The 22,182-nt window shown below is 71.2% G+C and carries 17 protein-coding genes; 12 read left to right on the forward strand and 5 right to left on the reverse strand.

The window, feature by feature from the left end; all coding sequences use genetic code 11:
• Positions 1-5: 5 nt before the first annotated feature.
• Both BLQ50_RS09445 and BLQ50_RS09450 read right to left on the reverse strand, forming a co-directional pair.
• Complete coding sequence (locus tag BLQ50_RS09445; RefSeq protein WP_093183116.1) at positions 6-515, reverse strand: GNAT family N-acetyltransferase; 510 nt, start codon at positions 513-515, stop codon at positions 6-8.
• A 74-nt stretch (positions 516-589) separates the two neighbouring features.
• A complete protein-coding gene (locus tag BLQ50_RS09450) occupies positions 590-2,062 on the reverse strand; it encodes an NAD-dependent succinate-semialdehyde dehydrogenase (protein ID WP_093183340.1) in 1,473 nt (490 codons plus the stop codon).
• 67 nt (positions 2,063-2,129) lie between these two features.
• On the opposite strand from BLQ50_RS09450, the gene BLQ50_RS09455 reads away from it, so the two are divergent.
• Positions 2,130-2,951, forward strand: a complete 822-nt coding sequence (locus BLQ50_RS09455; protein ID WP_093183118.1) for a thymidylate synthase — start codon at positions 2,130-2,132, stop codon at positions 2,949-2,951.
• Complete coding sequence (locus tag BLQ50_RS09460; protein ID WP_093183119.1) at positions 2,948-3,484, forward strand: dihydrofolate reductase; 537 nt, start codon at positions 2,948-2,950, stop codon at positions 3,482-3,484. Before BLQ50_RS09455 ends, BLQ50_RS09460 begins: the two co-directional genes overlap by 4 nt.
• Before the next feature lie 33 nt (positions 3,485-3,517).
• Here BLQ50_RS09460 and BLQ50_RS09465 read toward each other — a convergent pair whose 3' ends face one another.
• Positions 3,518-4,303, reverse strand: a complete 786-nt coding sequence (locus tag BLQ50_RS09465; protein ID WP_139185792.1) for a polysaccharide deacetylase family protein — start codon at positions 4,301-4,303, stop codon at positions 3,518-3,520.
• A gap of 214 nt (positions 4,304-4,517) precedes the next feature.
• Between BLQ50_RS09465 and dapA the strand changes: the two genes are divergently transcribed.
• From dapA to BLQ50_RS09485, 4 genes are all read left to right on the forward strand, one after another.
• On the forward strand, positions 4,518-5,420 hold the full coding sequence (gene dapA / locus BLQ50_RS09470; RefSeq protein ID WP_093183122.1) for a 4-hydroxy-tetrahydrodipicolinate synthase: 903 nt from the start codon (positions 4,518-4,520) through the stop codon (positions 5,418-5,420).
• A gap of 77 nt (positions 5,421-5,497) precedes the next feature.
• A complete protein-coding gene (locus tag BLQ50_RS09475) occupies positions 5,498-7,192 on the forward strand; it encodes a ribonuclease J (RefSeq protein ID WP_093183124.1) in 1,695 nt (564 codons plus the stop codon).
• A gap of 199 nt (positions 7,193-7,391) precedes the next feature.
• The gene (locus tag BLQ50_RS09480) at positions 7,392-8,486 is read left to right on the forward strand and encodes a hypothetical protein (RefSeq protein ID WP_093183125.1); all 1,095 of its coding nucleotides are present in this window, start codon (positions 7,392-7,394) and stop codon (positions 8,484-8,486) included.
• 320 nt (positions 8,487-8,806) lie between these two features.
• The gene (locus BLQ50_RS09485) at positions 8,807-11,482 is read left to right on the forward strand and encodes a DNA translocase FtsK (RefSeq protein ID WP_093183127.1); all 2,676 of its coding nucleotides are present in this window, start codon (positions 8,807-8,809) and stop codon (positions 11,480-11,482) included.
• Between the two features lie 92 nt (positions 11,483-11,574).
• Here the strand turns inward: BLQ50_RS09485 and BLQ50_RS09490 are convergent, their stop codons facing one another.
• Positions 11,575-12,894 (reverse strand): CapA family protein, encoded by a 1,320-nt coding sequence (locus BLQ50_RS09490; RefSeq protein WP_245701040.1) that lies wholly within the window; start codon positions 12,892-12,894, stop codon positions 11,575-11,577.
• Positions 12,895-12,952: 58 nt separating this feature from the next.
• On the opposite strand from BLQ50_RS09490, the gene pgsA reads away from it, so the two are divergent.
• The 3 genes from pgsA to BLQ50_RS09505 all read left to right on the forward strand — a co-directional run bounded on the left by pgsA (position 12,953) and on the right by BLQ50_RS09505 (position 14,670).
• Positions 12,953-13,549 carry a CDP-diacylglycerol--glycerol-3-phosphate 3-phosphatidyltransferase gene (pgsA, locus tag BLQ50_RS09495; RefSeq protein WP_281181319.1) on the forward strand — a complete coding sequence of 199 codons (597 nt, stop codon included), beginning with the start codon at positions 12,953-12,955 and terminating at the stop codon, positions 13,547-13,549.
• A 25-nt stretch (positions 13,550-13,574) separates the two neighbouring features.
• Positions 13,575-14,111 carry a CinA family protein gene (locus BLQ50_RS09500; protein WP_093183131.1) on the forward strand — a complete coding sequence of 179 codons (537 nt, stop codon included), beginning with the start codon at positions 13,575-13,577 and terminating at the stop codon, positions 14,109-14,111.
• A gap of 223 nt (positions 14,112-14,334) precedes the next feature.
• Positions 14,335-14,670 carry a helix-turn-helix domain-containing protein gene (locus BLQ50_RS09505; RefSeq protein WP_093183133.1) on the forward strand — a complete coding sequence of 112 codons (336 nt, stop codon included), beginning with the start codon at positions 14,335-14,337 and terminating at the stop codon, positions 14,668-14,670.
• A 90-nt stretch (positions 14,671-14,760) separates the two neighbouring features.
• Here BLQ50_RS09505 and BLQ50_RS09510 read toward each other — a convergent pair whose 3' ends face one another.
• Positions 14,761-19,713: a DEAD/DEAH box helicase gene (locus BLQ50_RS09510; protein ID WP_093183344.1), complete on the reverse strand. Its 4,953-nt coding sequence runs from the start codon at positions 19,711-19,713 to the stop codon at positions 14,761-14,763.
• 195 nt (positions 19,714-19,908) lie between these two features.
• On the opposite strand from BLQ50_RS09510, the gene BLQ50_RS09515 reads away from it, so the two are divergent.
• From BLQ50_RS09515 to BLQ50_RS09525, 3 genes are all read left to right on the forward strand, one after another.
• Positions 19,909-20,142 carry a DUF3046 domain-containing protein gene (locus BLQ50_RS09515; protein ID WP_093183135.1) on the forward strand — a complete coding sequence of 78 codons (234 nt, stop codon included), beginning with the start codon at positions 19,909-19,911 and terminating at the stop codon, positions 20,140-20,142.
• A gap of 199 nt (positions 20,143-20,341) precedes the next feature.
• On the forward strand, positions 20,342-21,427 hold the full coding sequence (recA, locus tag BLQ50_RS09520; protein WP_093183137.1) for a recombinase RecA: 1,086 nt from the start codon (positions 20,342-20,344) through the stop codon (positions 21,425-21,427).
• A gap of 62 nt (positions 21,428-21,489) precedes the next feature.
• A complete protein-coding gene (locus BLQ50_RS09525) occupies positions 21,490-22,092 on the forward strand; it encodes a regulatory protein RecX (RefSeq protein ID WP_217629144.1) in 603 nt (200 codons plus the stop codon).
• The last annotated feature ends 90 nt before the right edge of the window (positions 22,093-22,182 follow it).

Here is a 22,182-nt window from a genome sequence, read left to right on the forward strand (position 1 = left end):
CGGGGTCAGAGAGTCGCGGACCAGCGGGACTCGGTGACGTCGCGGACGCCGGTGGCGAGCGAGCGGCGTCGGCCGTCGGGCCCCAGGCCCGCGCCGGCGAGGAACTGCTCACGGGCTGGGTCCTCGTCGAGCACCCAGGTGCTGAACTCCTGGGCGCCGTCGGAGCGGATGCGGTCGACGGCGGCCGAGAGCAGGCGCGAACCGTGGCCTGAGCGCTGCTCACTGGGCAGCACCTCGAGCGCGACGAGCTGTCCCGGCCCCACCGCAGCGAAGCCGACGACGTCGGCCCGGTTGCAGGCGACGAACACCGCAAAACCAGGCCCCGGGGGAGCGGTGATGGCCGCGGCCCACTGCTCGCGCATGCGGGGGACGTCGAGGGAGTCCATGACTTGCTCGCCGAGCACGCCGTCGTGCGAGAGCCGCCAGGCCGCAAGCTGGACGTCGGTGACCGCCTCGACGTCCTCGGGCTGGGCCGGGCGGACGGAGACGTCAGCCGATTCTGTGAACAGTGCCATGCGGTGACCCTACCGTGAGGGGCGCCTTGGGGTCGGGAGCGCCCAGGCCCCGCACCGCGCCTCACACTCCCGCCTCACATCGCGACGTACACCGATTCCAGGTACTCCTCGATCCCGGCTTCCCCGCCCTCGCGGCCGAGGCCGGAGTGCTTGAGGCCGCCGAAGGGAGCGCTCGCGTCGGAGACGAGGCCGCGGTTGATGCCGATCATCCCGGCCTCGATCTCCTCCGTCAGGCGCATCGCCCGGCCGACGTCCCGGGTGTAGGCGTACGCCACGAGCCCGTACTCGGTTGCGTTGGCCAGCGCGAGCGCCTCCTCCTCGGAGCCGAACGTCACGACGGGTGCGACCGGCCCGAAGGTCTCCTCGGTCACCACGAGCGACTCGGGCGAGACGTCGCTGAGCACCGTCGGGAGATAGAAGTGCCCCTTGCCCGACGGCGCGTTCCCGCCGATCCGCACGCGCGCGCCGTCGTCCACGGCCCCTTGGACGGCCGCGGCGACCTTGTCGACCGCGCCCTCCTCGATGAGCGGGCCCACCGTCACCTCGGGGACCGACCCGTCACCGACCACGAGTGCGGCGAAGGCGTCCCGCAGCCGGTCGGTGAACTCCGCCGCGACCGAGGAGTGCACGAGGAAGCGGTTCGCCGCGACGCAGGTCTGACCTGAGTTGCGCATCTTGGCGACCATCGCCCCGGAGACCGCCGCGTCGAGGTCGGCATCGGCGAAGACGAGGAACGGCGCGTTGCCACCGAGCTCCATGGACGTGCGCAGTACCCCGGCCGCGGCCGACCGCAGCAACCCTTGCCCCACCGGCGTCGACCCGGTGAAGGACAGCTTGCGCAGGCGCGGGTCGGCCAGGATCGGCTCAGTCACCGCGGCCGAGGACGACGTCGGGACGACGTTGATGACTCCGGCCGGCAGCCCGCGCGCCACGAGCGCCTCCCGAATGATCTCGGCGACGTACAGCGTCGTGAGCGGGGTGAGCCGGGCGGGCTTGATCACCACGGTGCACCCGGCGGCCAGGGCCGGAGCGATCTTGCGGGTGACCATCGCGAGCGGGAAGTTCCAGGGTGTGATGAGCAACGCCGGCCCGACCGGGCGGCTGCGCACGAGCTGGGTCCCCGTGCCCGACGGGGCAGCGCGCACCAGGCCGGGGGAGCGTACCGCTTGCTCGGAGTACCACCGGATGAACTCCGCGCCGTAGGCGACCTCGGTGCGGGACTCCGCGAGCGGCTTGCCGCACTCCGCGGTGATCAGCGTGGCGAGGTCGTCGGCGCGGGCGGTGACGCGATCGAATATGTCCCGCAGCACCTCCGAGCGCACGCGTGGGGGAGTGCGGCGCCACGCCGCCGCGGCGCCCGCCGCGGCGTCGAGCGCGCGGAGACCGTCCACGGGGCTCGCGTCGGCGACGTCGAAGAGCGTCTCCTCGGTCGCTGGGTTGCCCACCTCGAAGGTGGCGCCCGTGGAGGCGGGAGCCCACACGCCGTCGATCAGCAGCGCCGTGGGCAGGTGCGAGGCGAGGGAGGGTGCGATGCCGGAGGAGTCCATCTGCCCAGTATCGCCGCGTGGGTCGGTCGTCCGCATGCGCATGCGCCGTCGATCTAGGATGGCTGCCATGACGAGCGCCCGCGATCATGCCACCGCCCCGCACCAGTTCGAGGACCTCCTACGGCTGGTGATGGAGACCGGGACGCCCAAGTCCGACCGCACCGGGACGGGCACCCGCAGCGTGTTTGGCCACCAGATGCGCTTCGATCTGCGCGAGGGTTTCCCGCTCGTGACGACCAAGAAGGTGCACCTCAAGTCCGTCGTGGGGGAGCTGCTGTGGTTCCTGCGTGGCGAGTCCAACGTTCACTGGCTCCAGGAGAACGGCATCCGGATCTGGAACGAGTGGGCCGACGCCGACGGCGAGCTGGGCCCCGTCTACGGCGTCCAGTGGCGCTCCTGGCCGACGCCGGACGGACAGCACATCGACCAGATCACCCAGGTGCTCGCGACCCTGCGCACCAACCCCGACTCTCGCCGGATGATCGTCTCGGCGTGGAACGTCGCCGAGCTCGACGCGATGGCGCTCATGCCGTGCCACGCCTTCTTCCAGTTCTACGTCGCGGACGGGCGGCTGTCCTGCCAGCTCTACCAGCGCTCGGCCGACCTCTTCCTCGGCGTGCCCTTCAACATCGCCAGCTACGCGCTGCTCACCCACATGGTCGCCCAGCAGGTCGGCCTCGAGGTCGGTGACTTCATCTGGACGGGCGGGGACTGCCACGTCTACGACAACCACCATGCCCAGGTGACCGAGCAGCTCGCCCGTGAGCCGTACCCTTTCCCGCGCCTCGAGCTGGGCAAGGCCGCCTCACTCTTCGACTATCGCTTCGAGGACGTGCAGATCGAGGGCTACCAGCACCACCCGGCGATCAAGGCGACGGTGGCCGTATGAGCGACGCTCTTGCTCTGATCTGGGCGCAGGCGAATGGAGGGGTGATCGGCGCGAACGGCGACATGTCGTGGCACCTCCCCGAGGACGCCGCCCATTTTCGACGCACGACGACGGGCGCTCCGGTCCTCATGGGCCGCGCCACCTGGGAGTCGCTGCCCGAGCGCTTCCGGCCGTTGCCCGGCCGGACCAACATCATCGTCTCCCGGCAGGCGGGCTACCGGGCGCCGGGTGCGCTCGTGGTCACCTCCATCGAGGCTGGGCGCGCCGCAGCCGGGCAGAGGCGGACGTGGGTCATCGGCGGCGCCCAGATCTACGCCGCGACGATCGCGGAGGCCGACCTTCTTGTCGTCACCGAGATCGACCTCGACGTCGACGGAGATGCCTACGCGCCCGAGATCGGCCCGGAGTGGTCAGGGGTCCCCGTGCTCGCTGACGGCGCTGACGGGACCGGCGAGGGCAGCGACGGCGAGGGCTGGCGGCTCGCGGCCTCGGGCGTGCGATACCGGTTCCTGAGGTTCACGCGGACGGACTGACTGCCCCTGAACGCCGTTCAGGGGCAGTGCGGCCTACGACGCGCGGGCCTGCTGCGCCGCGAGCATGTCTGAGACTGTGACAAAGGTGTACCCATCCTTGGTGAGCTCGCCCAGCAGTCGGCGCACCGCGACGTAGAGGGAGTCTTCGGGCGTCCCGCGGCCGTCGTGGCACAGGATGATCATGCCCGGGCTCGCGGTGGCGATGTTGTGGTCGACGGCGGCCTCGGCCTCCCAGGTCGGCAGGTGGTGGGACCACATCGCGACCCGGTAGCCGAGCTCGGCGGCCGCGAACAGCCCGAGGGAGTCGATGCGCCCGTACGGCGGCCGCAGCAGGGTGGGCGGGGTGCCGATCGCGTCGACGATCGCCTCATGGGTGAGCGTGAGGTTGTCCCAGATCTGGTCGTAGTCCAGATCGGTGAGGTCCTTGTGCTCAGCGGTGTGGCTCGCGACCTCGTGCCCGGCGTCGTGGACCGCCCGGGTCACCTCCGGGTGCTTGCGGACGGCTTTGCCCATCTGGAAGAACGTGGCCTGAGCGCCGTGGTCGGCGAGAGCGGACAAGACCATCGGGGTCCAGCGCGGGTCCGGGCCGTCGTCAAAGGTCAGCGCGACGAGCTGGTCGACGGTCTGCATCCGCCAGAACACATCGGTCCCGCTCGTGCCCGTCGCGGACTCCCGGCGGGGTGGGACCCGGTCGCTGGGCGACTTGCGCGGCGCGCGGACCACGGGCTGCTGCCCTGCCGCGCCGACGACGGCTGCGGCGGTGACCGCGGTCAGCGCCGAGACGCTCAGCAGGTGGCGGCGGCTGATCTGATGCGCCATGGTGGTGCCCTTCTGAGGCTGCGGCGTGGTGCGCGCAGCGCGCACCGGGAACAGGACGCCGCGTCCGCAGACGTGAGCGACCCCGGACAGGGTATCGGCAACAGTCCCAGACCGGGGCGCACCGCACCGGTGTGCGCCGCTCTGGGGGGCTCGCACCGCGGGGCGCGATGGACAGGCGTACACGCGAGGGCCGCGCTCGCGGTAGTTTTAGGCCATGGTGCTTCCTTCCACGCAGACCCGCCCGTTCGGAACCTTGCTCACCGCGATGGTGACACCCTTCGCGACAGATGGGACCGTCGACCTGGAAGCCGCGGTCACGCTGGCCGTGCATCTCGTGGACAACGGTCACGACGGTCTTGTGCTCAACGGCACGACGGGGGAGTCACCCACCACGCACGCCCCCGAGAAGGCGGACCTCGTCCGGGCCGTCGTCGACGCCGTCGGGGACCGCGCCGTGATCGTCGCCGGTGCCGGCTCCAACGACACCGACCACTCGATCCGGATGGCGGAACAGTCCGCCGAGGCCGGGGCGCACGGGCTGCTCGTCGTCAACCCTTACTACTCACGCCCCTCCCAGGAGGGCATCTACCAGCACACCGTGGCGATCGCGGACTCGACCGACCTGCCGGTCATGCTCTACGACATCCCCGGCCGCTCGGGCGTGCGCCTGGCACCCCAGACCTATGAGCGGCTGAGCGCGCACGAGAAGATCGTGGCGGTCAAGGACGCGACCGGTGACGTCTACGCGGCCGCCGGCAACATGAGGCGCACGGATCTCGCCTGGTACAGCGGCGACGACTCCCTCTTCCTCGCGTTCCTCGCCCACGGAGCAGTGGGGCTGGTCTCGGTCGTCGGCCACGTCGTCGGGCCCAGGCTCGCCGCGATCGGGGACGCCTTCCGCAGCGGTGACCACAACGGCGCCGCCACGCAGTTCAGCGCGATCATCCCGGTGATCGACGCGATCATGGGCGCCGGCTTCGGCGTCGTGATGGTCAAGGCGGCCCTGGCCGAGCTCGGGCTGATCCCGAACATGTCCCTACGCCTGCCTCAGGTAGCGGCCACCCGCGCCGAGGTCGCGCTGGTCCGCGAGGCGCTGGGCGGCGTCGGGCTGGTCTGAGCCGGTCCGGTCTCGCGCCCGACCGACTGCCCAGCCCGACCCCGACAGCCCAGCTCCGCCCTCGCCGTGGAGGCATCATGACCGTCCCGACCCCCTTCGCCCGTCCCACCGTGCCTCCGCCGGCGCTCGTGGACGGGACCATGCGCATCGTCGCGCTCGGTGGGCTGGGCGAGGTGGGTCGCAACATGGCGGTCCTGGAGCATGGCGGCCAGCTGTTGGTCATCGACTGCGGGGTGCTCTTCCCCGAGGAGGACCAGCCCGGGGTCGACGTCATCCTCCCGGACTTCAGCTACATCTCCGGCCGCCTCGACGACATTCAGGCCGTGATCCTCACCCACGGGCACGAGGACCACATCGGGGCCGTCCCATACCTGCTCCGGCTCCGCCCGGATGTCCCCCTGGTGGGCTCCCGGCTGACCCTCGCTCTCATCGAGGCCAAGCTCACGGAACACCACATCGCCCCGGTGCTGCACCAGGTCGCCGAGGGGGACCACGCGCAGCTGGGCGAGTTCTCCTGCGAGTTCGTGGCGGTCAACCACTCCATTCCCGACGCGCTCGCGGTCGCCGTGACCACCACGGCCGGGACGGTCCTGCACACCGGGGACTTCAAGATGGACCAGCTGCCTCTCGACGGGCGGATGACCGACCTGGGCGCCTTCGCGCGGCTCGGCGAGCGGGGGGTCGACCTCTTCATGGTCGACTCCACCAACGCCGAGGTCCCCGGCTTCCTCGCCTCCGAACGGGAGATCGGGCCGGTCCTCGACTCCGTCTTCGCGGCCTCCCACCAGCGCATCGTCGTGGCGTCCTTCGCCTCCCACGTGCACCGTGTCCAGCAGGTGCTCGACGCCGCGGCCCGCCATGGCCGCCGGGTCGCCTTCGTCGGCCGGTCGATGGTGCGGAACATGGCACTCGCGGCCGACCTCGGCTACCTCCACGTCCCGGACGGGCTGCTCGTCGACGCCGCCCAGGCCGACGCGCTGACCAGCACAGAGGTCGTCCTGATGTGCACCGGCTCGCAGGGGGAGCCGATGGCGGCCCTGTCCCGGATCGCCAAGGGCGAGCACAAGATCCGGGTGGGTCCGGGGGACACGGTGATCCTGGCCTCCTCCCTCATCCCCGGCAACGAGAACGCGGTCTTCTCCGTGATCAACGGCCTCACCCGGCGTGGCGCGCGGGTCGTGCACGGCGGCAACGCCAAGGTGCACGTCTCGGGGCACGCGAGCGCGGGCGAGCTGCTCACCTGCTACAACGTCGTCCGCCCGAAGAACGTCATGCCGGTGCACGGGGAGCCCCGCCACCTGGTCGCCAACGCGGCCCTGGCCGTCGCCTCTGGGGTCCCGACCGAGCGGGTGGTCGTCGTCGAGGACGGCGTGGTGATCGACCTGCGCGACGGCCGGGCATCCGTCGTCGGGGCGGTGCCGTGCGACTACGTCTACGTCGACGGCGCCAGCGTGGGGCTGCTGACGGAGTCCGAGCTCAAGGACCGGCTGGTGCTCGGTACGGAAGGGTTCCTCTCCTTCTTCGTCGTGATCGACGAGGAGACCGGGCTCGTCGCCTCCGGCCCCCACGTCGTCGCCCGCGGGATCGCCGAGGAGCCCGGCGTCTACGAGGAGATCCGCGCACAGATCGTGACCGACCTCGAGGTGGTGGCCACACCCGGCGCCATCGACGTCCACCAGCTCCAGCAGACCATGCGGAGGTCGGTTGGGCGGTGGGTCTGGGGGAGCCTGCGACGCAGGCCGATGATCGTCTCGGTCGTCGCGACAGTCTGAGGCGACCGGCTGAGGCGAGCGGGCTGATCCGGGTGGGGAGTTGTCCCCATGCGTCATGTGCGAACATTCGTCGATTCGCTGGGTGCCCGCGTGTAGCCTGATCCGGAATCTTCTGTTGACCGGACCAGCCGTCCGGCGGTCGCCGAGTTCACGTCGACGTCACCCGCGCTCTGCGCACCGCTGTTGGAAGGGGCCTTTCATGGCTGCACGATTCAACCCACCCCCGGGATGGCCGCCCGCGCCTGACGGCTGGACGCCCCCCGCCGGTTGGGCACCCGACCCGTCGTGGCCCGCGCCGCCTCCCGGATGGCAGCTGTGGATCGACGACGCGGCCGCGCCGTTCGGTGGTCCCGTGCCTCCTGCCACGGACCAGCCCGACGTCGGCCGGTTCGCCGGACCCGAGGCAGGCGCGCCGACGCAGACGTTCTCCGCCCCGGGCGGTCAGTCGCCCTTCGACAAGCAGGCCGACTCGGCGCCGTCACCTTTCAGCGGACAGGCACCTGCGCAGGGCGGCTTCGGCGCGCCGAGCATCCCGCCGCCCGGCGAGTGGCAGGGCGGTCCGGGGGCACCGGGCGGCCTGCCGCCCGCCGGTCCGCGGTCCGGTGGCAAGCAGTGGCTGATCCCCGTGATCATCGCGATCGTGGCGCTCGCGGCCATCTTTGGCGTGCTGTTCGCCACGGGTGTCCTGGGCGGCGAGGACAAGCCGAAGGACAAGGCGACCGCGACGGCGACGGCGACGGGCAAGAAGACCGACAAGGCCACCGACAAGGCCACGGACAAGGCGACGGACAAGGCCACCGACAAGGCGACCGACAAGGCGACGGACGAGCCGACCGACTCCGCGACGGGTTCGGCCGACAACGGCACCCGGGCGGTCCCGCTCGCTCCTAGTGAGCAGGCGACGTTCACGTCCTGGACCGTGTCGATGGGCGCCGCCAACCTCGACGCCTGGGCGGAGATCTCAGCCCAGGCAGACGCTTACTACCAGCCCGAGGCCGGGTTCGTCTACGTGATGGCGCCCGCTACCGTCGCCTTCACCGGTGAAGACCGCAGCTCGGTCGGCGACCTCGACTGGGTCTTCGTGAGCGCCGCGGGAACTACCTACGACGACAAGTGCGGCTACGCGAACCTGCCCAACGAGCTCGACCTCTACCAGGAGCTGTACACCGGGGCCTCGGCCACCGGGAACATGTGCATCACCGTTCCGGCCGATCAGGTCGCTGGCGGCGTGTGGCGGGTCGAGTCCTGGGCCGACTACAAGGGGAACTCGGAAGGCTACTTCGCCCTCTCCTGATCCTTGGCTGAAGGCACGATTCAGAAGGCCACCTGCCCGGCAGGTGGCCTTCTGCGTGTCCCATCCGGGTGCGCTCGGGCGGACACGCACCCCCGGAATCCGGCGCTGGACGGTGCCCCGCGACTAGATTGGCACGCATGGCCACCCGTGCGACACCCTCCCAGCGTTCGAGTTCGTCCGCGGGCGGGCGAGGTGGGAAACCGGCTGCGGGCAACTCCGCGGCGAAGAAGCCGGCCACCGCCGCAAAGAAGCCGACCACTGCCGCGAAGGCTTCCCCGGCCAGGCGCCCGTGGCCGATCAGAGCCGTACGCGGCGCATGGATGGGAGTTGCACACCTCGTGGGCGGAACTGCTCGACGGGTCGGACGCGATGCTCGCGGCCTGGACCCTGCACATCGCCGGGACGGGCTCGCCTTCTTGCTCCTCGCCCTCGCACTGGTGATCGCCGCCCGAGAGTGGTGGGGGGTCGAGGGCTCGGCCGGTCTCGCGCTGCACGTCGTGGTGGGCGGGACCTTCGGCGTCGTGGCCGTCGTACTGCCGCTCGTCCTGCTCGGCATGGCCGTGCGGATCATGCGCCACCCGGATAAGCGAGAGGCAACCTCTCGCGTGACGATCGGGCTGACCGCGATCACCCTGGCGGTCTGCGGGATCGTGCACATCAAGTCCGGCCGCCCCGACATCGCCGACGGTTTTGACGGCCTGCGTGAGGCGGGCGGGATCGTGGGATTCGCCGTCGGGCAGCCGCTCGTGGCGCTGCTGACGGTCTGGATCGCGATTCCTGTGCTGTTGCTTCTCGCCTTCTTCGGCGTGCTCGTCGTGACCGCGACCCCGGTCCACGCGATCCCCGAGCGGGTGCGTGGCGCCTACGACCGGCTGACCGGGCACGACCGCGCCGCGACCGAGGCGGCCGCGGACGCAGCGACCGAGAACGACGACGACGGCGGGCTCGACCTGGCCGAGGGCGTACTCCGTCACGACGGCTCGGAGGAGACTCTGGTCAAGCCGCGCCGCCGGATGAAGCTGCCTCGCAAGCCCCGCCCCGAGAGCGCCGGTGACGACAGCGCCACCGAGCTGTTGCCGGGCGGCTACGTCGGTGACGAGGCCTTCGAACGGGCGGCCGCCCTCGAGCGGGAGCTGCTCGAGAGTGCGGTCCTGGACAGCGAGGCCTACGCACGCGACGCCCGCGCCGCGAGCAGCCGCGCAGGCTCCGGCGACGAGTACGGCGAGCCGGAGACCGACCTGCTCGGGTCTTCACCTGCCGGCCCGGCGCACGGCGGCGGTCCCGGCTCGTCCGAGGTGGCGACCGCCGCGATCGCTGTCGCGGTGGACCGGACCCTCGACGCGCCCCCCACCACGGCCCTGCCCCGCGGCGAGCAGCCGATGCTCGACGGCGACACGGTCTACGTGCTCCCGGACGAGAACGTGCTCGTCAAGGGCGCCCCGCACAAGCTGCGCTCGGCCGCCAACGACCGGGTGGTCGAGTCGCTCACGGGAGTCTTCGAGCAGTTCGACATCGACGCGAAGGTGACCGGCTTCACCCGCGGACCGACCGTGACCCGCTACGAGGTCGAGGTCGGCACGGGCATCAAGGTCGAGCGGGTGACCGCCCTGAGCAAGAACATCGCCTACGCGGTCGCGAGCGCCGACGTGCGCATCCTGTCCCCGATCCCGGGCAAGTCGGCGATCGGTATCGAGATCCCCAACACCGACCGCGAGACCGTCGTGCTCGGTGACGTGCTGCGCTCGGCGGTCGCCCGCCGCAGCGAGCACCCCATGATCATCGGCGTCGGCAAGGATGTCGAGGGTGGGTACGTCGTCGCGAACCTCGCGAAGATGCCGCACATCCTTGTCGCCGGGGCGACCGGCGCGGGCAAGTCGAGCTTCGTCAACTCGATGATCACCTCGATCCTCATGCGAGCCACGCCCGATGAGGTGCGCATGGTGCTCGTCGACCCCAAGCGCGTCGAGCTGACGATCTACGAGGGCATCCCGCACCTCATCACCCCGATCATCACGAGCCCGAAGAAGGCTGCCGAGGCCCTGGAGTGGGTGGTCCGGGAGATGGACGCCCGCTACGACGACCTCGCGATGTTCGGGTACAAGCACATCGACGACTTCAACGCCGCGGTGAAGGCCGGCAAGATCAAGCCGCTGCCCGGTTCCCAGCGCAAGATCGCCACGTATCCGTACCTGCTCGTCGTGGTCGACGAGCTCGCGGACCTCATGATGGTCGCCCCGCGCGACGTCGAGGCGTCCATCCAGCGCATCACCCAGCTCGCCCGCGCCGCGGGCATCCACCTGGTGCTTGCCACGCAGCGACCGAGCGTCGACGTGGTGACCGGTCTGATCAAGGCGAACGTCCCCTCGCGGCTTGCCTTCGCGACGTCGTCGCTCGCCGACTCCCGGGTGGTCCTGGACCAGCCGGGTGCCGAGAAGCTCGTCGGTCAGGGAGACGCGCTCTTCCTGCCGATGGGGGCGTCCAAGCCGATCCGCGTGCAGGGTGCGTGGGTGGGCGAGAGCGAGGTGCATGCCGTCGTCGAGCACGTCAAGGCTCAGCTCAAGCCCGTCTACCGCGCGGACGTGGCCGTGGTCGCGACGAAGAAGCAGGTGGACGACGACATCGGAGACGACCTCGACCTGCTGCTGCAGGCCGCCGAGCTTGTCGTCACGAGCCAGTTCGGCTCGACGTCGATGCTGCAGCGCAAGCTGCGCGTCGGTTTTGCCAAGGCCGGTCGGCTCATGGACCTGCTCGAGTCGCGCGAGATCGTCGGCCCCTCAGAGGGATCGAAGGCCCGCGACGTGCTCGTCCAGCCGGACGACCTGCCCGGCACGCTGGAGATGCTGCGGGGCGGCGGCGGAGACGCCGGGGCCGATCTGGGTGGCGGCGACTTGGGCGCCCGCTACGAGGACCTCAGCGCGAACATGCCGCCGGAGGCTGTCGACTACCACGACAGCGCCGACACCGACGACGACGGATGGACCGGGCCGGTCCGCTGACCTGAGATGCGGGTACCTCCCCGGGGTGTTCCCGGAGGGGTGACCCTGGTAAGCCGGCCACGCGGGCCGGCCGCGTAGGTCAGCCTCGCAGGTCAGCCGGGCGGCATCCGCTGCACGACGGTTGCGGGGTCCCCCGTCGCGACCGGAGCGGCGACACGTTCGGGGGCCTGCGTCCCGACCGCCGCTCGGAGCGCGTCGTAGCGATCCTGCCACTGCGCCGAGGAGAGCGTGCCGGGGTTGGTCCCGTAGGCGGCGGCGTGCAGGAGGTGCACACGGTGACCGCCGACGCGGTCGACACCCAGCGCGGTCCACTCGACCCCGGAGACCCGTGCCGGGCCGTCCGCAGGCTTGACGACGGTCGCGGTGACCAGCAGACCGGAGGCGGTCGCTGCGACGCAGCAGGCCGTGTCCTGGTTGGAGATCATGTTCCCCAGGCCGTACGCGACCCACATGCCCTGGCCCTCGCGCCCGCCGGGCAGCAGTTCGATCGGCTGCGGGACGTGTGCGTGGTGTCCGATGTACAGGTCGATCTCGCCGGAGGCGGCCAGCGCGGTAGCCAGCGCGACCTGCTCGGGAGTTGGGTCGGTGCGGTACTCCGTCCCCGCGTGCATGCTCACCACGACGAGGTCGGCACCAGCTTCGCGGGCGGCGACGGCCTGGGCGACGATCTCGTCGGCATCGATGAGCTGGACCGACCACGGCGCGTCGGACGGCACCGGGAGCCCGTTGGTCCCGTAGGTGGCCGAGAGCTGGGCCACGGTGATCGCCTGCCCCGCGCGCTCGAGCGTGTAGAGCTGAGGTTCCTGGGCCTCGCGCTCTGTCCGAGCGGTGCCTACGTGCCCGAGGCCCGCACCGTCGAAGGCGTCGAGGGTGGCTTGCAGGCCGCCGAAGCCACGATCGACCGAGTGGTTCGAGGCGGTCGAGCAGCCGTCCCAGCCCTGGGCGGCGAGATCGTCGACGAGGGCGGCGACCGTCCCGAACATGGGATAGCCCGACGGGGCGACCCCGGCCGGGGCGACCGGGACCTCGAAGTGGCACAGCGCCAGGTCGGCGCCCGCGATCCAGGGGTCGAGGTCGGCCAACAGCGGGGAGAAGTCGTAGGAGCCGCCCGACTTCGCCGACGCCAGCACCGGGATGTGCGGCAGCACGTCACCGGCGGCCACGATGGTGAACTCCGCATCGGGGACGGGCTCAGGGGTCGGCTCGGGAGTCGGGTCAGTGGTTGGCGCCGGATCGACGGGCGTCGATGCAGACGAGGACGGTGCCGGCCCGGTCGCGGCCTGGGAACCGTCGGATCCCGGCTGCAGCGCGATCACGGTGGCCGCGGCTGCGACGGCACAGGCGATCGCCCCGCTCGCCGCGATGAAACCCCAGGGCCGGGTGCGCTGCGCGCGAGCATGCCGTCTGTTCACGCGCTGACACTACTGGTTCATGCGTCTGAAGTGCAGCAAGTGCGCCTACGCTTGGGTGGTGACGTCACAGACTGCCTCGCCGTGGAATGCTCCGAACATCATCACCATGGCGCGCATCGCCATGGTCCCCGTGTTCGCATGGGCGCTCTTGGCCGACGGCGGACACACCGTCACGTGGCGGCTGGTGGCTACCGCGATCTTCGGCCTCGCCGCCGCCACGGACCGCCTTGACGGCTATCTCGCCCGGCGGAACAATCTCGTCACCGACCTCGGAAAGATCCTCGATCCGATCGCGGACAAGGTGCTCATCGGCACGGCGTTGGTGCTGCTGTCCTGGCTCGGGGACATGTGGTGGTGGGTGACGATCGTGATCCTCGTCCGCGAGCTGGGGATCACCGCCATGCGGTTCCTCGTGCTGAGGTACGTGGTCATGCCGGCCTCCCGCGGAGGAAAGCTCAAGACCGTCCTGCAGTCGGTGGCCATCGCCATCCTTCTGCTGCCGATCGACCACCTGCCGGACGTCGTCACGTGGGTGGGTGCCGCGGTGATGGGCCTAGCGCTCGTCGTGACGGTCGTGACCGGGATCGACTACGCGGTCAAGGGCTGGCAGGTCACCCGGGGGGCCCGGGCGGCTGGGGCGTCCAAGCCGGCGTGAGCCGGTCGCGGCCATGACAGGGACGATGCCCGCTGTAGAGGTGCTCGAGCTGCTGAAGCGCTCGGGTCGCAGCCTCGCGGTCGCCGAGTCGCTCACCGGTGGGCTGCTGGCCGCTGAGATCGTTGACGTGCCCGGTGCGTCGGCGGTGTTCCGCGGCGGGATCGTCGCCTACGCCACGGATCTCAAGTCCACCCTGCTGGGTGTCGACCCCGGGCTGCTCAAGGCTCGAGGACCGGTCGACCCGGAGGTCGCAGGCCAGATGGCGGCAGGCATCCGGCACCGGATGGGAGCCGACGTCGGGGTGTCCACGACCGGGGTGGCCGGGCCGGACCCCCAGAACGGCCGGGTGCCCGGCACCGTATTCATCGCCGTGGACGTGTGCGGTCGCCTGTCCCGGGTGCAGGCCCTGGCCGTGCCCGGCGACCGGGGGGCCGTGCGAGCCGCGACGGTGCGTGCGGCGCTCGCGCTTCTTGGCGACGTTCTGACGGGCACCGATGCGGATGCTGATGCTGGCACGGCCGAGGGTACGGGCGCTGACACGGGCACGTGGGAACAAGGCTGATCTGTTCGGCGTTGGACAGGGTGTGATGATCAGCCGCGGTGGAGAGCGACCAGCCAATGTGATGAAACGGTCAAGGTTTGGCACCGGCGAGGCCTCCGAAGGGCCTCTTGCAGGGCCGTCAGGGTACGGTAGGAGGAACACAGTCATCTCCGGGACCCGACAGGCGCTCTCGGCGACGGCGACAAGACCACACGAAGCACAGGGCACGAGAGGGGGTCGTCACATGGTTCTACTACGTCGGGAGATCGGGGATGTTCTCCGAGATTCCCGCCAGCTGCAGGGACGAACGCTCCGAGAGGTGTCCTCGGCGGCTCGCGTCTCGCTCGGATACCTGAGCGAGGTCGAGCGCGGTCAGAAGGAAGCCTCGTCAGAGTTGCTCGGTTCGATCTGTGAAGCACTGGACCGTCCGCTCTCACTGATCTTGCGTGAGGTCAGCGAGCGTATTGCGATCGCCGAAGGCCTGGTCATCCCTGACACGGTTCCGGCCGACCTTGCGGCCATGGGCCGCCACCACTCGGCGATGAGCCACGCAGGCAAAGCTCTGCAGCCCATCGGCTGAGTCCGCACCCATCAGCTCCATCTGAGCCCCCTGCCACACAGTGGCAGGGGGCTCAGTCACGTCCCGGAGCGGGTGGCGTCCCCGAGCGCCTCACCGAGCGAGCCGGATCCCCGATGGGGTCGCGCCGAATCCGGCTCCGAGGAGCGCCGCCAACGGGGCGGGACGATCGATCCCAGACGCCCCGAGCAGGGCGTCGTTGCCATCGATGGTCCGGAGGCGGACCGTGGCCAGATGCCCGGCCGAGATCGCCGCGGCCAGCCCCCGAGCCCCGGCGTCGAGCAGGCACTGGTCGTCGGTGAAGGTCAGCAGGCTGCGCCCGCCCCGCTCGAGGTAGAAGACAAGCTCGCCGGCCGCGAGCACGACGGATGCCCCCACCTTGCGACCCGGTCGGTGCCCGGCCGTGAGCTCGCCGGTGGGGGTGGACGCCGGCCAGGCCAGCGCGGCGCCGTACGGGTTGGCAGGGTCGGTCGACGCCAGGCACGTCGTGGTCAGCGACGCACCCCGTGCACGTTCGAGGACAAGCTCCCCGTCCGTGGTGCGCAGCCGGTCGACGGCGCCGGGCAGTGCGAACTGCGAGCCGCCCAGGTGCTCGACGAAATAGCCGCGGCGGACCCGTCCGGCGGTCTCCAAGGAACCCAGGACGCGGTAGATGTCCCCGTAGCTGCCGGACATGTTCTCCGATGCGGCCACCGCCCGAGTGAGCACCCCGTGCCGGTCGAGCAGGATCAAGGCCTGCGCATGGGTGCGCAGCGTCGGGTTCCCCTCGCGGGGCGGCAGTGCCGACCATCGACCGCCGCCCCCCGGATCGCCTGGAAGGCCGTAGGCCCCACCCGGTCCGGAGCGGATACCGGTGGGTGGAGACAACGACGCCAGGTGCGGACGCCGGCCCATCGGACGCGGCCGGGCGACCGAGCGGGCGGGCGAGCGGATACCGGAAGTGCGCTGTCCGAGTCGGCTGCGGACGGGGCCGAGCCCGTCGTTCGTCACGAGGGAGGCCCAGACGAGGTCCCAGAGAGCCGCCAGGGTCTCGGGCACGGGGGCGTCGACCGATGTCGCGAGCTGGCCGAGGAAGAATCCGCCCGAGCGGGAGAGCAGGTCGAGCAGCCGCACGTGCAGGTCAGGCCGGGTGGACTCGACCAGGTCCGGATCGAGCGCCGGCAGCGTGAGCGGCGCCGACTCGGCCAGGTGCAGGCTGATCAGCGCATCCTTGCCGCCGCGCGTCCCCGGCAGCTCCCGGTGCCCGCACCAGAGGACCTCACCTGACGTGGTCAGCTCGTCGAGCATCGCGGGGGAGTAGTCCGCGACCCGCGCCGGAAGGATCTGCGACTCCACGGCCGACGCCGGCAGCGCCGCACCTGCGAGCTGTTCGACGACCCGGAACAAGCCCTCCGTGCCGCGCAGCGCCCCGACGGACTGCCACCGGGGCAGGAACGCCCCGAGGGTCTCCTGCCGCACGGGTTCGACGTCGGCGCGCAGCGCGGCGAGGGAGCGACGCCGCAGGGTGCGCAGCACGTCCGCATCGCAGAAGTCCTCTCCCGTGCCGCCTGGGCCACGCAGAACATCTGGACGCAGGCGCCCGGCGACGAGCACCCGCTCGGTCACGCGGAGACGCAGGACCGGCTCGACCACCGCCACGCCGATCCCGAGGGCGGAGGCCAGCTGCCGGGCGGTGAACGGACCGTGGGTCCGGGCGAACCGGCGGACCAGGTCGCCCACGGCGTCGGGCACGGGTGTGGTGAAGACCTCCGGGACCCAGGCGGGGACGGCGACCCCGAGGGCGTCGCGCAGCCGCCCGGCATCCTCGACGACCGCCCACCGGGCGCCATCGGGATCGCCCTCCCGCTGCCCGGTGCCGGCTGACTGCTGCCCGGCGTCGGGACCTCCCGGGCCGGGACCGACGAGCCGGAAGACCCGACGGTCAGCCTCCAGGGCGAACAGCCACCCCGCGACGTCGGGGCGTACCGGCTCGCGGGTGCGATCCGCGACGTCGGACGTGGTCAGCGGGCCCATGCGACGCAGCAGGTCCCAAACGTCCTCGGCGCTGCGGGCCTGGCGGTCTTCGGCCAGGCCCCCCAGCTCCGCCTCGGTGCGCGTCACGGCCGCCGGGTCGAGCAGGTCGGCGATCTGCGCCTGGCCGTCCTGGCCGAGCAGCTCGGCGAGCAGGTCCGGGTCGAGGGTGAGCGCGGCGGCCCGTCGCTCGGCGAGCGGGGCATCCCCGTCGTAGATGAACTGGGTCGTGTAGCCGAAGAGCAGGGACTGGGCGAAGGGCGACGGCGAGGGGGTGGAGACCTCCACGACCTGGATGCGCCCGTCCTCGAGCTCGGCCATGAGCGCGGTGAGGGAGGCGATGTCGAAGTCTTCTTGGAGGCATTCCCGGACCGCCTCGAGGACGATCGGGAAGTCTGGGTAGGCCGAGGCCACCGCGAGGAGCTGGGCGGAGCGCTGGCGCTGCTGCCACAGCGGCTGGCGCTGGTCCGGGCGGCGCCTGGGCAGCAGCAGGGCGCGCGCGGCGGCCTCGCGGAATCGTGCGCCGAAGAGCGCCGACTGCCCGAGCTCGCGGCGGATGTCGGTCTGGACGTCCTCGGGGGAGATGAGCAGGTCGGTCAGGTCGAGGGTGCTCGAGCCGGATGCGCTGCCGGACGCAGTGCCTGACGGACCGCCGGACCCGGCGCCGTCGGCCGCGCCTAGGGACCCTGGCCCGGTCGGCTGGTCGCCCAGGTCTGGGAGCCGCAGCACGATCCCGTCGTCGGAGTGCATGGTCGCTGCGTCGATCCCGAACCGGTCGCGGATCCGGGCCGCCAGCACGAGGGCCCACGGGGCGTGGACCTTCGCCCCGAAGGGGGAGTGGATGACGACGCGCCAGTCGCCGAGCTCGTCGCGGAACCGTTCGACGACGATCGTGCGGTCGTCGGGCAGCACACCCGTCGCGGTCAGCTGGTCGGTGAGGTAGGACCGGACGTTGTCTCCGGCCCAGGCGTCCAGCCCTGGCCAGGGAGACGGCGCGCCAGCGACGACAGCCGCGCCCACGTCCGTGGTCGCCTCGCGCAGCCAGGCGCCGATCGCGCGGCCCAGCTCGGCCGGGCGGCCGGGGGAGTCGCCCTTCCAGAACGGCAGCCGGCCGGGCACGCCGGGGGCCGGGGTGACCAGCACGCGGTCGTGGGTGATGTCCTCGATCCGCCAGGTGCTCGATCCGAGGGTGAAGGTGTCACCGACCCGGGACTCGTAGACCATCTCCTCGTCGAGCTCGCCCACCCGCTTGCCGCCGCGTGCCCGCCGGTCGTCGGGTGCGCCGTCAGCCCCCGCAGCGAGGAACACGCCGTAGAGCCCGCGGTCGGGGATGGTTCCCCCGCTCGTCACGGCGAGGCGGAGCGCACCGGGGCGGGCCGTCAGACGGCCGGTCGTCCGGTCCCACACCAGGCGCGCTCGCAGCTCCCCGAAGTCCTCGCTCGGGTACCGGCCGGAGAGCATGTCGAGCACGGCGTGCAGGACGCCGTCGCCAAGGGCGGCGAACGGCGCCGACCGCCGGACGAGGCGGGCCACGTCGTCGACCGTGCGGTCCGCGACCGCGACCATGGCGACGATCTGCTGGGCGAGGACGTCGAGCGGGTTGTTCAGCGGGGCGAGGGCCTCGATCGAGCCCGTCCGCATCCGCTCGGCGATCACCACGCACGGCACGAGGTCGCCGCGGTGCATCGGGAAGATCACGCCGCGCGAGACCGCGCCGACCTGGTGCCCGGCGCGGCCCACCCGCTGGAGCCCGCTGGCCACCGAGGGCGGCGCGCCGATCTGGACGACCAGATCGATCGAGCCCATGTCGATGCCCAGCTCGAGCGAGGAGGTCGAGACGACCGAGGGCAGACGGCCCTCCTTGAGCTCGGTCTCGGTCACTGTGCGCTCGGCGCGGCTCATCGACCCGTGATGGGCGCGCGCGAGCACCGGTGGAAGGCCCGCGGCGGCCCCCGACTGCGCCTGGACGTGGGCCGCGTGGCGCTCGCCGGGGTCGCTGACCTCCTCGCCCTGACGTTCGGCCCACACCTCGTTCATCCGGGTCGTGAGGCGCTCGGCCCCGCGCCGGGAGTTCGTGAAGACCAGGGTGGACCGGTTCTGGGTGACCAGGTCGACGACGCGTTCTTCCACGTGCGGCCACACCGAGGGCCGGATGGGGCGCGGGGCGGCGGGATCGTCTGCGCCGGTTCCCGGGCCGAGTCCTGCACCATTGGTCGCGCCGCCTGCAGCCCTCCGCCCGCGGGACGGCTGCGGAGCGGGCGCGGCGGCCAGGTCGCCCAGATCCGGGACCGGGACGACGACGTCGATCTCGATCCGCTTCGTCGAGGCTGGTTGCACGACGTCGACCACGCGCCCTCCCTCGGTCAGAGGTCGATGCCCGCTGAGGAAGGATGCCACGGCCTCGACCGGCGTCACCGTGGCGGACAGGCCGATGCGTTGGACCGGCGCGTCGGTGAGCTCGTCAAGACGCTCCAGGGACACAGCCAGGTGCGCGCCCCGTTTGGTCCCCGCGACGGCGTGGATCTCGTCGATGATGACCGTGTCGACGCCGCTCAGCCCGGCTCTGGCCCCTGAGGTGAGGATAAGGAAGAGGGACTCCGGGGTGGTGATGAGGATGTCTGGGGGAGCGAGGGCGAACCTTCGCCGCTCGGACGGCGGGGTGTCCCCGGTCCGTGTGCCGATCGTGACCGTACGGATCGTCTCCCCGCGGCGTGCGGCGGCCGCGGCGATCCCCGCGAGAGGGGCACGCAGGTTGCGCTCGACGTCCGCGGCGAGGGCCTTGAGCGGGGAGACGTACACGACCCGGCACCGGCGGACCGGCTCCGGCTCGGGCGTGGCCGGGTCGAGAAGCCGGTCGAGCGCCCAGAGGAAAGCCGCGAGGGTCTTCCCCGATCCGGTCGGTGCGACGACGAGGGCGTGGCGATCGGCGGCCACGGCAGCCCAGGCGCCGGCCTGGGCTGGTGTGGGTGCGCCCAGAGCGCCGGTGAACCACGCCGCGGTCGCGGGTGCGAAGCGGCGCAGCGAGTTGGCCGGCAGCGAGTTGGCCGGCTGTTCGGCGTCGCGGGTGACATCACTCGTGTCGTCACCCGTGTCGTCGTGGTGGTCGTCCTCGGTTGCGTCGGTGTGGGTCAGCACACAGTCATTGTCGCCGGTACCACCGACAGGCGACGTTCGGACGTGCGCGGTGAGGTGGCATGCGACGGGAGGCCCGCGGGCGTGGCACCCTAGAGCGTGCGAAACCGAGAATTCTGGCAGCTTGTCGACGAGGTCTTCGGGCCGACCTATGGCCGGACGCTGGCCGCCGACCAGGTGCTGAGCGCCCTGGGGGACAGGACGGTCGAACAGTCGATCGAGGACGGGGTCGAGCCCCGCGAGGTATGGCACGCGCTGTGCGACGCGATGGACGTCCCCGACGCCCAGCGCTGGGGACACGACGTCAACCGGCAGGCTCCGCCGCCCCGCTGACGAACTTCGGACGCCCGGGCATAGCGCTCGAACAGATGTTCGGCTACGATCGATCACAGGTCGATCGTCGTCAGGCGTCGTCCACACCGCCGCAGCGGCAAGGCGGGAATGTCAGTGGCTGGACGTAGCGTCGAGACCGTAGACAACTTCAGGCACCACACCGAGCGGGATCCCGCTCCCAGACGTAGAGGTGGCAGACATGCCCGCACCAGCAGATCGCGAGAAGGCCCTCGAAGCGGCTCTCGCCCAGATCGACCGCAACTTCGGCAAGGGCTCCATCATGCGTCTCGGCGACCAGGGGCGCGCACCCGTCGAGATCATCCCCACCGGGTCGATCGCGCTCGACGTCGCGCTCGGCATCGGTGGCCTGCCCCGCGGCCGCGTCGTGGAGATCTACGGACCGGAGTCGAGCGGTAAGACCACGCTCGCCCTGCACGCCGTCGCCAGCGCACAGCGCAACGGCGGCATCGCCGCCTTCATCGACGCCGAGCATGCCCTCGACCCGGACTACGCCAAGAAGCTCGGCGTCGACACGGACGCGCTCCTGGTCTCCCAGCCGGACACGGGGGAGCAAGCGCTCGAGATCGTTGACATGCTCATCCGCTCCGGGGCGATCGACGTCATCGTCATCGACTCCGTCGCGGCGCTCGTACCCAAGGCCGAGATCGAGGGCGAGATGGGTGACAGCCACGTCGGTCTGCAGGCCCGCCTGATGTCGCAGGCGTTGCGCAAGATCACCGGGGCACTCAGCCAGTCCGGCACGACCGCGATCTTCATCAACCAACTGCGCGAGAAGATCGGCGTCATGTTTGGGTCCCCTGAGACCACGACGGGTGGCAAGGCGCTCAAGTTCTACGCCTCCATCCGCCTGGACATCCGCCGGATCGAGACCCTCAAGGAGGGCACCGAGCCGATCGGCAACAGGACCCGTGTCAAGGTCGTCAAGAACAAGATGGCCCCGCCCTTCAAGCAGGCCGAGTTCGACATCATCTACGGCGTGGGCATCTCGCGCGAGGGTGGCCTGATCGACATGGGCGTCGAGCACGGATTTGTGCGCAAGTCCGGGTCCTGGTTCACCTACGACGGTGACCAGCTCGGTCAGGGCAAGGAGAACGCTCGCGGCTTCCTGCGAGACAACCCCGACCTCGCGAACGAGCTGGAGAAGCGCATCAAGGAGAAGCTTGGCGTCGGGGCGCGTGTCGACGCGCCCGCCGAGGCCGCCCCGGCAGCACCTGCCGAGAAGTCGACTGCCGCAGCGGCCAAGGCCAAGAAGGCCGACGCCTGAGTCCGATGCGCCACTCGACGCGGGGGTCACGTCAACGTTCTCCTGGGGAAGAGGAGACGTCCGTGACCCCCGCGCCACCATCGAGCCCGCTGGAGCAGGAAGAGCGGGCCAGGAATCTCGCCCTGCGCATGCTCACGGCCGCGCCCAAGAGCCGGGCGCAGGTCGAGGAGCGCCTGGCCGCGAAGGAGGTCGACGAGGCCATCATCTGCCGGCTCCTCGACCGCTTCGAGCAGGTGGGACTGCTCGATGACGCCGAGCTCGCCGCGATGATCGTGCGCACCCGGTTCGCAGAGAAGAAGCAGTCCCGTCGGGCGATCGCCCAGGAGCTCAGCCGCAAGGGGATCCCGGTACACATCGCCGCGGCGGCGCTCGACCAGCTCGACGACGACGACGAGAGCGCTGCGGCGCTCGAGATCGCGCGGGCGCGTCTGCGCCGGACACAGGGGCTGAGCCCCGACACCCGTATCCGTCGTGCCTTGGGTGCGCTCGGTCGCAAAGGCTATTCCTCCGGCGTTGCCATGGCTAGCATCCGTGCGGCCCTCGCCGAGGAAGGGGCCGTCGAGGTCGACGACGATGCCCGCTTCGATGCCGGCCACGATGCCGGCCGTGATGCTGACGGCGAGTCGCTCGGTATGGACGCGTCGACGTACGACGGGGGCCTCTGACTGCCTCGTGCACCCCTGCACGGTGTGTTGGCCGAGGCAGGTCCCGCGGGTCAGTGATGATAGGCGCACGGACACGGGCGAGTCGCCGGT

The organism is Sanguibacter gelidistatuariae, from assembly GCF_900096585.1.
GTDB classification, from domain to species: domain Bacteria; phylum Actinomycetota; class Actinomycetes; order Actinomycetales; family Cellulomonadaceae; genus Sanguibacter; species Sanguibacter gelidistatuariae.

Coding starts and splice junctions, on each gene's coding strand:
- BLQ50_RS09500 (WP_093183131.1), top strand. CDS start 13,575: ATGCCCGCTGTAGAGGTGCTCGAGCTGCTGAAGCGCTCGGGTCGCAGC.
- BLQ50_RS09450 (WP_093183340.1), bottom strand. CDS start 2,062: ATGGACTCCTCCGGCATCGCACCCTCCCTCGCCTCGCACCTGCCCACG.
- BLQ50_RS09475 (WP_093183124.1), top strand. CDS start 5,498: ATGACCGTCCCGACCCCCTTCGCCCGTCCCACCGTGCCTCCGCCGGCG.
- BLQ50_RS09485 (WP_093183127.1), top strand. CDS start 8,807: ATGGGAGTTGCACACCTCGTGGGCGGAACTGCTCGACGGGTCGGACGC.
- dapA (WP_093183122.1), top strand. CDS start 4,518: ATGGTGCTTCCTTCCACGCAGACCCGCCCGTTCGGAACCTTGCTCACC.
- BLQ50_RS09480 (WP_093183125.1), top strand. CDS start 7,392: ATGGCTGCACGATTCAACCCACCCCCGGGATGGCCGCCCGCGCCTGAC.
- BLQ50_RS09465 (WP_139185792.1), bottom strand. CDS start 4,303: ATGGCGCATCAGATCAGCCGCCGCCACCTGCTGAGCGTCTCGGCGCTG.
- BLQ50_RS09445 (WP_093183116.1), bottom strand. CDS start 515: ATGGCACTGTTCACAGAATCGGCTGACGTCTCCGTCCGCCCGGCCCAG.
- BLQ50_RS09455 (WP_093183118.1), top strand. CDS start 2,130: ATGACGAGCGCCCGCGATCATGCCACCGCCCCGCACCAGTTCGAGGAC.
- recA (WP_093183137.1), top strand. CDS start 20,342: ATGCCCGCACCAGCAGATCGCGAGAAGGCCCTCGAAGCGGCTCTCGCC.
- BLQ50_RS09460 (WP_093183119.1), top strand. CDS start 2,948: ATGAGCGACGCTCTTGCTCTGATCTGGGCGCAGGCGAATGGAGGGGTG.
- BLQ50_RS09505 (WP_093183133.1), top strand. CDS start 14,335: ATGGTTCTACTACGTCGGGAGATCGGGGATGTTCTCCGAGATTCCCGC.